11 protein-coding genes and 1 riboswitch are annotated in these 11,947 nt (G+C 67.6%); of the genes, 7 read left to right on the forward strand and 4 right to left on the reverse strand.

What is annotated here, in order from left to right; genetic code table 11:
* Positions 1–44: 44 nt before the first annotated feature.
* Positions 45–1,904, reverse strand: coding sequence for a phosphomethylpyrimidine synthase ThiC (thiC, locus tag B5X82_RS12145; protein ID WP_079648439.1), 1,860 nt, complete (start codon positions 1,902–1,904; stop codon positions 45–47).
* A gap of 42 nt (positions 1,905–1,946) precedes the next feature.
* A riboswitch (TPP riboswitch) is annotated at positions 1,947–2,086 on the reverse strand.
* Positions 2,087–2,170: 84 nt separating this feature from the next.
* Between thiC and crtY the strand changes: the two genes are divergently transcribed.
* The 6 genes from crtY to B5X82_RS12175 all read left to right on the forward strand — a co-directional run bounded on the left by crtY (position 2,171) and on the right by B5X82_RS12175 (position 7,640).
* Positions 2,171–3,313, forward strand: a complete 1,143-nt coding sequence (gene crtY / locus B5X82_RS12150; RefSeq protein WP_079648440.1) for a lycopene beta-cyclase CrtY — start codon at positions 2,171–2,173, stop codon at positions 3,311–3,313.
* A complete protein-coding gene (locus tag B5X82_RS12155; RefSeq protein ID WP_079648441.1) occupies positions 3,310–3,900 on the forward strand; it encodes an LOG family protein in 591 nt (196 codons plus the stop codon). The genes crtY and B5X82_RS12155 overlap by 4 nt, the downstream gene beginning before the upstream one ends.
* Before the next feature lie 218 nt (positions 3,901–4,118).
* Positions 4,119–4,442, forward strand: a complete 324-nt coding sequence (locus B5X82_RS12160; protein WP_079648442.1) for a hypothetical protein — start codon at positions 4,119–4,121, stop codon at positions 4,440–4,442.
* Positions 4,443–4,567: 125 nt separating this feature from the next.
* Positions 4,568–5,767 carry an ADP-forming succinate--CoA ligase subunit beta gene (sucC, locus tag B5X82_RS12165; RefSeq protein WP_079648443.1) on the forward strand — a complete coding sequence of 400 codons (1,200 nt, stop codon included), beginning with the start codon at positions 4,568–4,570 and terminating at the stop codon, positions 5,765–5,767.
* 197 nt (positions 5,768–5,964) lie between these two features.
* Complete coding sequence (locus B5X82_RS12170) at positions 5,965–6,714, forward strand: electron transfer flavoprotein subunit beta/FixA family protein (protein WP_079648444.1); 750 nt, start codon at positions 5,965–5,967, stop codon at positions 6,712–6,714.
* On the forward strand, positions 6,711–7,640 hold the full coding sequence (locus tag B5X82_RS12175) for an electron transfer flavoprotein subunit alpha/FixB family protein (protein WP_079648445.1): 930 nt from the start codon (positions 6,711–6,713) through the stop codon (positions 7,638–7,640). The genes B5X82_RS12170 and B5X82_RS12175 overlap by 4 nt, the downstream gene beginning before the upstream one ends.
* A 71-nt stretch (positions 7,641–7,711) precedes the next feature.
* Here the strand turns inward: B5X82_RS12175 and B5X82_RS12180 are convergent, their stop codons facing one another.
* Complete coding sequence (locus B5X82_RS12180; protein WP_079648753.1) at positions 7,712–8,884, reverse strand: FAD-dependent oxidoreductase; 1,173 nt, start codon at positions 8,882–8,884, stop codon at positions 7,712–7,714.
* A gap of 146 nt (positions 8,885–9,030) precedes the next feature.
* On the opposite strand from B5X82_RS12180, the gene B5X82_RS26790 reads away from it, so the two are divergent.
* A complete protein-coding gene (locus tag B5X82_RS26790; protein ID WP_176152548.1) occupies positions 9,031–9,204 on the forward strand; it encodes a Thivi_2564 family membrane protein in 174 nt (57 codons plus the stop codon).
* A gap of 88 nt (positions 9,205–9,292) precedes the next feature.
* Here B5X82_RS26790 and B5X82_RS12185 read toward each other — a convergent pair whose 3' ends face one another.
* On the reverse strand, positions 9,293–10,654 hold the full coding sequence (locus B5X82_RS12185; RefSeq protein ID WP_235862680.1) for a UdgX family uracil-DNA binding protein: 1,362 nt from the start codon (positions 10,652–10,654) through the stop codon (positions 9,293–9,295).
* 10 nt (positions 10,655–10,664) lie between these two features.
* Positions 10,665–11,900, reverse strand: a complete 1,236-nt coding sequence (locus B5X82_RS12190) for a putative DNA modification/repair radical SAM protein (RefSeq protein ID WP_079648446.1) — start codon at positions 11,898–11,900, stop codon at positions 10,665–10,667.
* Positions 11,901–11,947 lie beyond the last annotated feature (47 nt).

Here is an 11,947-nt window from a genome sequence, read left to right on the forward strand (position 1 = left end):
CCGATCCCTTCCCCGTTATGGGGAAGGGACAAGGCGCCGCGACCTCACTCCGCCGCCGGCAGGTAGATCTCCCCGCCCTTCTCGCGAAACACGTCGCTCATCGCGCGCATGCCCGCCTCGGCGTCGCCAGCCGCGATGAACTGGTCGGCCGGGGCGTTCTTCGTCGCGGCGAAGTCGCGGACCTCCTGGGTGATCTTCATCGAGCAGAATTTCGGCCCGCACATCGAGCAGAAATGCGCGGTCTTGGCGCCTTCCGCCGGCAGCGTCTGGTCGTGATACTGCTCGGCCGTGTCGGGATCGAGCGACAGGTTGAACTGGTCGCGCCAGCGGAACTCGAAGCGGGCGCGGCTCAGCGCGTCATCGCGCAGCTTGGCGGCCGGGTGGCCCTTCGCCAGGTCGGCGGCGTGGGCGGCCAGCTTGTAGGTGACCACGCCGACCTTCACGTCGTCGCGGTCGGGCAGGCCGAGATGCTCCTTCGGCGTGACGTAGCAGAGCATCGCCGTGCCGAACCAGCCGATCATCGCCGCGCCGATCGCCGAGGTGATGTGGTCGTAGCCCGGCGCGATGTCGGTGGTCAGCGGCCCGAGCGTGTAGAAGGGCGCCTCCCCGCAGGCTTCGAGCTGCTTGTCCATGTTCGCCTTGATCTTGTGCATCGGCACATGGCCGGGGCCCTCGATCATCACCTGCACGTCATGCTGCCAGGCGATCTGGGTCAGCTCGCCCAGCGTCTTCAATTCGCTGAACTGCGCCTCGTCGTTCGCGTCGGCGATCGATCCGGGGCGCAGGCCGTCGCCCAGCGAGAAGGCGACGTCATAGGCCTTCATGATCTCGCAGATCTCGTCGAACCGCTCGTAGAGGAAGCTCTCGCGGTGGTGCGCCAGGCACCATTTCGCCATGATCGATCCGCCGCGGCTGACGATGCCGGTGACACGCTTCGCCGTCATCGGGATGAAGGGCAGGCGAACGCCGGCATGGATGGTGAAATAGTCGACCCCCTGCTCGGCCTGCTCGATCAGCGTGTCGCGGAAGATCTCCCAGGTCAGGTCCTCGGCGATGCCGCCGACCTTCTCCAGCGCCTGGTAGATCGGCACGGTGCCGATCGGAACCGGCGAGTTGCGCAGGATCCATTCGCGGGTGTCGTGGATGTTGCGGCCGGTCGACAGGTCCATCACCGTGTCGGCGCCCCAGCGGATCGACCACACCATCTTGTCGACCTCGGCCGCGACGTCGGAGGCCACCGCCGAATTGCCGATATTGGCGTTGATCTTCACCAGGAAGTTGCGGCCGATCGCCATCGGCTCCGATTCGGGGTGGTTGATGTTGCTGGGGATGATCGCCCGGCCGCGCGCCACCTCGTCGCGGACGAATTCGGGGGTGACGAAGTCGGGGATCGCGGCGCCGAAATCCTCGCCGTCGCGCAGCAGCTTCTCCTTGAGCGCGGCGCGGCCGACATTCTCGCGGATCGCGACATATTCCATCTCGGGCGTGATGATGCCGCGCCGGGCATAGTGCATCTGGCTGACATTCTGCCCCGCCTTCGCGCGCAGCGGGCGCCGCACCACATTCGGGAAGGGCGTGACGCCACCCGACCGGTCGGGCCCCTTGAGGCCGTTGTCCTCGGGCTTGACCGCGCGGCCCTCATACTCCTCGACGTCGCCGCGGCCGATAATCCAGTCGCGGCGCAGCGCCGGCAGGCCGGCCATGATGTCGATATGGGCGTTGGGATCGGTATAGGGGCCGGAGCAGTCGTAGACGCGGACCGGCGGCTCGCCCGACGACGGCTCCAACGCGATCTCGCGCATCGCGACGCGGACGCCTTGCGGCCCCTCGACATGGATCTTGCGCGATCCCCGGATCGGTCCGGTGGTCACCTTCATCTCGGTGCGCGCGGGAATGTCGGCCATGTCGTCTCTCCATGCGGGGCCCGACGACATGGGGAGGAGAGACCGCTGGCGGCATTCCCTCCCTACGCCGGTGCGAGCCGGATCAGGTTCAGCGGGTCGTGGGCATCGCAGCGCCACCTCTCAGCCCTTATGTCCGGTCCCGGCCGACAAGCGGCCGGGTGGGGGCTCCCCGGGGATGTCAAATATGGTAACGAAAGATCGGCCTGAGCGAAAGAGGCGTCTGCAAGGCTGGCATCGCCGGACGGCTGCTCTATAGGCTGGACGTCATGAGCGGCGTCATGTGCGATCTCGCCATCATCGGCGGCGGCCTTTCGGGCGGATTGATCGCCCTCGCGGCGCGGCGGGCGCGGCCCGATCGCCGCGTCCTGCTGATCGAAGCGGCGCCGACGCTGGGCGGGGCGCACCTCTGGTCCTTCCTCGACAGCGACCTGGAGGCGGAGGACCGGCCGCTGCTCGAACCGCTGGTCAACTATGGCTGGCGCGAATTCGCGGTGATCTTCCCCCTCTACAAGCGGGCGCTGCCCTTCCCCTTCTACAGCATCCGCTCCGACCGGTTCGATGCGGCGCTGCGCGAGGCGATGCCGGCCGAGAGCATCCTGACCGGGCGACGCGCGCTGGGCGTCTCCCCCGACGGGGTGGTGCTGGAGGACGGGACGCTGATCGGCGCGGGCGGCGTGATCGACGCGCGCGGGCCGGGCGACCTGTCGCTGCTCGACCTGCATTACCGCAAGTTCGTCGGCTATGAGCTGACCCTCGACGGCCCACACAGCGTGCGCCGCGCGACGCTGATCGACGCTGCCGCCGATCCGGCCGAGGGCTTTCAATATATGGAGATGCTGCCGATCGAGAGCGACCGGCTGTTCATCGAGGACGTCCGCTACGAAAGCTGGCCCGACATGGACATGGCCGACCATGGCAACCGCATCGTCAACCATGCGGCGCGCTTCGGCTGGCGCATCCGCAGCTCGGCGCGCGGCCAGGCGGGCATCCTGCCGATCGCGCTGGGCGGCGATTTCGCCGACTATTGGCGATCGGGTGGCGAGGGCGTGGCCAAGGCGGGCCTGCGCGCCGGGCTGTTCCACCCGGTCACCGGCAATTCGCTGGCCGATGCGGCGCGGATCGCGCGGCTGGTCGCCGAAGCCGACGACTGGTCGGGCACGGCGCTCCACGCGATGCTCCACGACCATGCCGCCCGCGCCTGGGCGAAGCGCGCTTATTATCGCCGCTTCGCCACGCGGATGCTGCGCGATACCGCGCCTGCGGAAGGCTACAGGATGCTCGAAAGCCTCTATGCGATGGACGCCGACCTGATCGCGCGCTTCCACGCGATGCGCCTCGGCTTCGCCGACCGCATGGCGCTCAGCCTCGGCGAGGGGCCGATGCCGGTCGGGGCGATGTTCCGGCGATGAACCCGATCCGCGCCCTCTGCGTCTTCTGCGGATCGAGCCCCGGCGTCGATCCCGTCCACGCCGCCGCCGCCCGCGCGCTGGGCATCGCGCTGGCGGAGGCGGGGGTCGATCTCGTCTATGGCGGCGGCCGGGTCGGGCTGATGGGCGTGGTCGCCGATTCGGTGCTCGCCGCCGGCGGGCGGGCGACCGGGGTGATCCCCAAGGCGCTCGCCGACCTCGAGGTCGCGCATCTCGGCCTGACGGAACTGCACATCGTCGGGTCGATGCACGAGCGCAAGGCGATGATGGCTGACCGTTCGGACGGCTTCATCGCCCTGTCGGGCGGGATCGGCACCTTCGAGGAGCTGTTCGAGATCTGGACCTGGGGCCAGCTCGGCGACCATGCCAAGCCGGTCGCCCTGTTCAACGTCGCCGGCTTCTACGACAAGCTCGCGGGCTTCCTCGACGATGTCGTCACGGCCGGCTTCCTGCGCCCGGCCCACCGCGCGATGCTGATGGTCGACGACGACCCGGCGGCGCTGGTGCGGCGGATGCGGGACCATCGGGCGCCGCTGGTGGAGAAATGGATCGATCGTGCGGAGCGGTAGTTTGTTTGGCCTCAAGCGCCGGCGGTCGCATCCGCGACCTTGGCTATCCTCGCATAAGCTCGGGCGGCCGTTCGGCCTTGCGGGACGCTGACGCGCCCCGTTCCACCGCAAGATCGCACGTTCGAGGGTGAGGACGAAAGCCGTCTTCCCACTCATTCATTGCGCATCAAGGCGCGGCGGCGCACAAGCCCGCCGGTTTCGTTCCAGGAGCGCCTGAGATGCCTCGTCCGTCCCGCCTGATCCTGCTGCCGCTCCTCGCCGCCGTCGCCGGCTGCGCCACCGTCTCGCCCGAGGCGCGGGTGCGCGGCAAGCTGATCGAGGCCGGCATCCGTCCGCCGGTCGCCGGCTGCATGGCCGAACGGATGGTCGACCGGCTGTCGCTGGTCCAGCTCAAGCGGCTCCAGTCGCTCGGCGGGCTCGGCAATCACGACGTGCGCGGCATGAGCATCGACGAGCTGGTGCATCGCCTGCGCGCGCTGAACGACCCGGAGATCATCTCGGTGGTGCTCAAGGCGGGAATCGGCTGCTCGATCGCGAGCTGATTGCGCGCGCGAAAGATTCTCTATCGCGGCACGGCGCCCGATTCGCCGTTGTTGGGGTTTTCAACGCTTCGCTTTCATGCTTAAGCGCCTGCCGATCCGATCGGCTTTCCAAGGGACGCTCACGCATGAACATCCACGAATATCAGGCCAAGGAACTGCTGGCGAAGTTCGGCGTCGCGGTCCCCGCGGGCCACGCCGCCCTGACCGTCGACGAGGCCGTCGAGGCCGCCAAGAAGCTCCCCGGGCCGATCTGGGTGGTCAAGGCGCAGATCCATGCGGGCGGCCGCGGCAAGGGCAAGTTCAAGGAACTGCCGGCCGACGCCAAGGGAGGCGTCCGCCTGTCCAAGTCGGTCGACGAGGTCAAGGCCAATGCGCAGGAGATGCTGGGCAATACCCTCGTAACCGTGCAGACCGGCGAGGCCGGCAAGCAGGTCAACCGCCTCTATGTGACCGACGGCGCCGACATCAAATCCGAATATTATCTGTCGATGCTGGTCGACCGGAAGACCGGCCGTATCGCCATGATCGTGTCGACCGAGGGCGGCATGGACATCGAGCAGGTCGCCCATGACACGCCCGAGAAGATCCGCACCATCGTGATCGACCCGGCCGAGGGCTTCATGCCGCACCACGGCCGCGCCGTCGCCTTCGCGCTGAAGCTCAAGGGCGATCTCAACAAGCAGGCGGTCAAGCTCGCCGAGCAGCTCTACAACGCCTTCATCGCCACAGACATGTCGATGCTCGAGGTCAATCCGCTGGTCGAGACGACTGACGGCAAGCTGCTTGTTCTCGATGCGAAGGTCAGCTTCGACTCGAACGCACTCTATCGCCACCCCGACATCCTCGCCCTGCGCGACGAGACCGAGGAGGACCCAGCCGAGATCGAGGCGTCTCAATATGATCTCGCCTATATCAAGCTGGACGGCGACATCGGCTGCATGGTCAACGGCGCGGGCCTCGCCATGGCGACGATGGACATCATCAAGCTCAACGGCATGTTCCCGGCCAACTTCCTCGACGTCGGCGGCGGCGCATCGAAGGAGAAGGTGACCGCGGCGTTCAAGATCATCTTGAGCGATCCGGCGGTGAAGGGCATCCTCGTCAACATCTTCGGCGGCATCATGCGCTGCGACATCATCGCCGAGGGCATCATCGCCGCGGCAAAGGAGGTGAATCTGTCGGTCCCGCTGGTCGTCCGCCTCGAAGGCACCAACGTCCAGCAGGGCAAGGACCTGCTCGCCGGTTCGGGCCTGCCGATCGTCGCCGCCGACGACCTGGGCGATGCCGCCCGCAAGATCGTCGCCGAGGTGAAGAAGGCGGCCTGACCCGCCCGTTGCGGCTCGGCCAGATCACGGATGTGTTTTGCAAAATTGTAATTCGCAATTTCGCAATTTCGCATTTGATTTGGCCGGCCGGAGCGGCAATGGCGATCGGGCACTGGCCGTTTCCCTGACCGGATCGGCCACTCATGGATATGGATACGGCCTCCCCAGGGCAGGTGCCAAGGCCAAGGAGTGAAGCTATGAAGGTCCTCGTGCCCGTGAAGCGGGTGATCGATTACAACGTCAAGCCGCGCGTCAAGATGGACGGTTCGGGCGTCGATCTCGCCAACGTCAAGATGTCGATGAACCCGTTCGACGAGATCGCGGTCGAAGAAGCGATCCGCCTGAAGGAAAAGGGCGTCGCGACCGAGATCGTCGCCGTGTCGATCGGCGAAGCCAAGGCCCAGGAAACGCTGCGCACCGCGCTGGCGATGGGCGCCGACCGCGCGATCCTGATCGTCAGCGAGACCGAGGTCGAGCCGCTTGGAGTCGCCAAGCTGCTGGCGAAGGTGGTCGCGGAAGAGGCACCGGGCCTCGTCATCCTCGGCAAGCAGGCGATCGACGACGATTCGAACCAGACCGGCCAGATGCTGGCGGCCCTCACCGGCCGGCCGCAGGGCACCTTCGCCTCGAAGGTCGAGGTCGAGGGCGACACGGTCAAGGTGACCCGCGAGGTCGACGGCGGCCTCGAGACGGTCAGCCTCAAGACGCCCGCGATCATCACCACCGACCTGCGCCTCAACGAGCCGCGCTACGCCTCGCTGCCCAACATCATGAAGGCGAAGTCGAAGCCGCTCGCGCAGAAGACCCCGGCCGATTACGGCGTGGACGTCACCCCGCGCCTCAAGACGCTGAAGGTGTCCGAGCCGCCGAAGCGGCAGGCCGGCATCAAGGTCGCCGACGTCGATGAGCTGGCGGCCAAGCTCAAGGCTCTGGGAGTTGCGGCATGAAGACGCTGGTTTGGGTTGAGCATGAGGGCGGCGCCGTCAAGGACGCCACCCTCTCGGCGGTCACCGCCGCCTCGAAACTGGGCGAAGTCCACCTGCTGGTCGCGGGCGAAGGCGTCGGCGGCGTCGCCGATGCCGCCGCCAAGATCGCCGGCGTCGGCAAGGTCCATGTCGCCGACGGCGCCGCCTATGGCCATGCGCTGCCGGAGAACGTCGCGCCGCTGGTCGTCGATCTGATGGGCAGCCATGACGCCTTCGTCGCGCCGGCCACCGCCAACGGCAAGAACATCGCGCCGCGCGTCGCGGCCCTGCTCGACGTGATGCAGGTCTCCGAAATCCTCTCGGTCGAGAGCGCCGACACCTTCACCCGCCCGACCTATGCCGGCAACGCGATCGCAACCGTGCAGTCGTCGGACGCCAAGAAGGTGATCACCGTCCGCGCCACCGCCTTCGAGAAGGCGGCGCGCGAGGGTGGATCGGGCACGGTCGAGGCGGTGTCGGGTGCCGGCGACGCCGGCCTGTCGAGCTTCGTCGGCGCCGAGATCAGCAAGTCCGAGCGTCCCGAGCTGACCTCGGCCAAGGTGATTGTCTCGGGCGGCCGCGCGCTGCAGAACAGCGAGAACTTCCACACGATCATCGAGCCGCTTGCCGACAAGCTCGGCGCGGCGGTCGGCGCCAGCCGCGCCGCAGTCGACGCGGGCTATGTCCCCAACGACTATCAGGTCGGCCAGACCGGCAAGATCGTCGCTCCGGAAGTCTATGTCGCGGTCGGCATCTCGGGCGCGATCCAGCACCTCGCCGGCATGAAGGACTCGAAGACGATCATCGCGATCAACAAGGACGAGGAGGCCCCGATCTTCCAGGTGGCCGACATCGGCCTGGTCGGCGACCTCTTCAAGGTCGTGCCGGAGCTGACCTCCAAGCTCTGACCCGATCGGACCCGGACAAGCGGAAGGGCGGGCGCCGAGCGGCGACCCGCCCTTTTCTTTTGGCGCTGTCCTCAGATCGTCGCCGGCCACAGCCGCGCGATCGTCCGCACCGATGCCTCGGCCGCCGCGCGGTCGGGGGTCTCATTATCGTCGTTGAAGCCGAAGCGGTCGTCGGGGCCCATGTCCTGCACGACAATGCCGTCGCGGCGGCCGAGGACGCTGACATTGTCGTAGAACAGGCCATAGTCGACGCCGGCCTGGGGCAGCAGCCAGGCGATCTGGCCGCGCACCGGCACCACGCTCTCGTCGCGGAACAGGGCGCGGGCGCCATAGCCGGTGCAGTTGACGATCACCTTCTCCCGCAGCCGGCCGAGATCGGACGGCTCGTGGAACTCGGCGGTCTCGATCCGGCCGCCCGCCATCAGGAAGTCGCTGGTGAGCAGATGGGCAAGCCCGGCGACGTTGAACGTCATCTGGCTGTTGCGCAGCGCATAGCCGGTGACGAAGGGATGGGTACCGGGACCGAATACCTGCGACCGCGGCGAGATGTCGGCGATCAGATCGCCATAATGGGCGAAGCCCGCCACCTCGGTCGCCCGCCCCGCCGCCCGCATCGCGTCGGGCGCCAGGTCCGACAGGGTATAGCGATCGCTCCACAGCACCGGATCGCCGGGCAGGCCGACATAGCTCTGCCAGGTCGCATAGCTGGCATGGGCCATGCCGCTCCACAGCGCAGCGAAGCCGGGGCTGACGGCATCCGCCATCGCCACCCGCGAATCGGGCGTCCAGCTTCCGGTCGCGCGGGCCGAGCGGACATCCGGAAAACGCTCCTTCGCGTAGATCACCACCTTCGCCCCGGCGCGCTGCGCGGTGATCGCGGCGGTGAGCCCGAGCGCGCCGGCGCCGATCACCGCGATCTCCCGCGGGCTGTCCGCCATCGCCTGGGCGACGGCGAGCTGCGCCGATCCCCAGCTCAGCGACCAGCCGCTGCCGCCATGGCCGTAATTATGGACGACCAGCTTGCGGCCGACCTGCTCCGTCTCGATCCGCGGCCCGGCCGCGCGGAACGGCCGCAGGCAGACGGTGATGCGGAAGATGCGATCGGGATTGGCGCGGATCGGCGTCACCGGCCCGATCGGATCGAACAGCGGCTGCGCCGCCTGCGCCATCAGCCCGCCAGGCCCGATCAGCCCCGCCGCGCCGAGCCCGGCCGCGCCCCGCAGGAGAAAATGACGTCTGTCCATGGCGATCCCGATCATCTGGTCGAAAGGCGCCCCCTTCCCCGATCGAGCATAGTCGCGCAGCACGGGCAAGGCCCGCCGGAACAAATATCCCTATTCCGGGTTCGTAAGGATAGCAACGATCTCAAGCACAAACCGGGGAGGACCCCATGCTGATCCACATCATTATCGTTCTGATTATTGTCGGCGTCCTGCTGTGGCTGATCAACAACTACATCCCGATGGACGGCAAGATCAAAAGCATCCTCAACGTGGTCGTGGTGATCGTGGTGATCCTGTGGCTGCTCCAGGCCCTCGGCCTGCTCAGCGGCGTCGGCCTCTGACCCTTTTCCCCGGCGCTCTCTCCGGTCCCCCCTTTCCCGGAGAGAGCCTCGGGGGGGGGGAATTTCTTTCCAGTGCTACCGTCGCCCCTCAAACCACGGCGGCCTTCAGGTCCTTCACGAACAGCGCATATTCCTCCTCCGCCCGGTCGCGGTCAGGCATGCGGAGCAGGAAGCTCGGATGGACGGTCGCGAGCGCCGCCGTGCCGTCTGGCAGGGTGAGCGCCTGGCCGCGCTGCGAGCTCAGGGTCAGCGCCTTGCCCATCAGCGAATGGATCGCGGTCGTGCCCAGCATGACGATCCGCTTCGGCGCGATGATCGCCCGTTCCTGATCGATCCACCAGCGGCAGGCCTTGATCTCCCCGGCATTGGGTTTCGAATGGATGCGTCGCTTCCCGCGCGGCTCGAATTTGAAATGCTTGACCGCGTTGGTGACATAGGCGCGCGAACGGTCCAGCCCGGCCTCCTCGAAGGCGCGGTCGAGCATGCGGCCCGCCGGCCCCACGAACGGCTTCCCTGCCAGATCCTCCTGGTCGCCCGGCTGTTCGCCGACAATCATGATGTCGGCGTCGACCGGCCCCTCGCCGAACACCGTCTGCGTCGCGCAGCGATAGAGGCCGCAGCGCGTGCAATGCGCCGCCTCGTCGCGCAGCGCCTCCCAGGCCTTGATCGCATTGCCGCCGGGCACGATCCTCTCCACCATTCGCGTCTCGCGGGCCTGCGCGCCCGCCACCAGTCGGGGGATCAACGCGGTTTCGGGCATATTGGCCCAATATTTTCGCGGCATCTCCTTCAGCATCGTGCCGACCTTCAACCGGGCGGGGTTGAAGATCGACGCATAATAGCCCTTCCACAACGCCTCGACCGGATCGCCCGCCGGCGCATCGGCACGAACCGCGCCCGGCCCCTCGCGCAGGGTTTCGCCGTCCCAGTGAATCGACAGGCCGGGGGTCAGGATCGACCAGCGCATCGTCGCGAAGCGGCGCTGGAAGAAGCCCGCATTGGCCCGGACGACGTGATGATCCGGCTCGAACCAGGCGACATAGGCACCGTCCAGCTCGCGAAAGCGGACAAAGGCGCGCATCTTGTGGATGTCGCGGCGCACTTCCCCGGCAAGGCTTTCGAGCCGCCGCCGCAGCGGATCGGCCTGATCGTCGATGACGGCCGGGTCGTCGCGCAGCCGGCAAAGCATCGCATAGAGCAGCGCAAAGCGTTCCGGATCGCGATGGAGGGCGACGTGGCCGGCCAGATCGAGGAAGCGCTTCGGCACGACAAAGGGTGGCCGCGCCACCGCCGGCAGCGGATCGCTCGTGCCGCCGAACAGGTCGTCGCCTTCCCCCTCTACCGCCCAGAGGAGCGCGTCGGGCGCGACGTCGGCCAGCGCCGCCGCCCGCGCGGCATCGCGCCAGCCGTCGACATCGTCGGGACGGGAGAGGATCACGCGATGCGTCACGACCCGGCCGTCATCCGAACAGTTCGAGCTGTCCCGCCACTCGCGCCTTCAGGTCGATACGATCGACCAGCGCAGTCGGCCTCCAGTCGCTCGTCACGATGAACGGGCGGAGCTTGGCGATCGACCGCGACAGCCGCCCGACATCGGCGAGCGACAGCCGTCGCCAGCGGCGCGAGGCGAGGATCGCGTCGACCGCCTTCACCCCCAGGCCGGGCACCCGCAGCAGCAGCTCGCGCGGCGCCCGGTTGACGTCGACCGGGAAATGCTCGCGCGCCTTCAGCGCCCAGGCCAGCTTGGGGTCGATGTCGAGCGGCAGCATTCCCTGTTCGTCGGTCGCCTCGGCCACCTCAGCGGGGCGATAGCCGTAGAAGCGCATCATCCAGTCGGACTGGTAGAGCCGGTGCTCGCGCAGCAGCGGCGGACGGCGGAGCGGCAGGATCGCCGAAGCGTCGGGAATCGGGCTGAACGCCGAATAATAGACGCGGCGCAGGCCGAACCGGTCGTAGAGCCCGCTCGCCGTCGCCATGATCGCGCGGTCGTTGGCGGCATCGGCGCCGACGATCATCTGGGTCGACTGGCCAGCGGGCGCGAAGCGCGGCGCCGATCGATAGCGGCGGCGCGCGTCGGCGCCCTCCTCGATCGCGTCCCGCATCCCCGCCATCGCATCGCGGATCGTCTCATCCGACTTCTCGGGCGCGAGCCGCCGGAGCCCGGCGGCGGTCGGCAGCTCGATGTTGATCGAGATGCGGTCGGCGTGGCGGCCGGCCGCCGCGATCAGCGCCGGATCGGCATCGGGGATCGTCTTGAGATGGATATAGCCGCGGAACTGATGATCCTCGCGCAGCGAGCGCGCGACCTCGACGATCTGCTCCATCGTATAGTCGGACGAGCGGATGATCCCTGAGGAGAGGAACAGCCCCTCGATATAGTTGCGCCGGTAGAAGGCCAGCGTCAGGTCGACCACCTCCCTGGCGGTGAACCGCGCGCGGCGGACGTTCGAGCTCTTCCGGTTGATGCAATAATGGCAGTCGAAGATACAGCTGTTGGTCAACAGGATCTTGAGCAGCGAGATGCAGCGGCCGTCGGGCGCATAGGCATGGCAGATGCCCATGCCTTCGGTCGATCCGATCCCCGCCGAGGCCCCGGCCGAGTCGCGCTTCGCCGTCCCCGACGACGCGCAGGAGGCGTCATATTTGGCCGCGTCGGCAAGGATCTCGAGCTTCTCGCGGACGTCGAGCTGGGCCATATGTTCTTTATATGTTCTTTGCTCCCTTCTGTCCAGCCTGGAAGGAA

It is taken from the genome of Rhizorhabdus histidinilytica, assembly GCF_900167915.1.
GTDB lineage: Bacteria > Pseudomonadota > Alphaproteobacteria > Sphingomonadales > Sphingomonadaceae > Rhizorhabdus > Rhizorhabdus histidinilytica.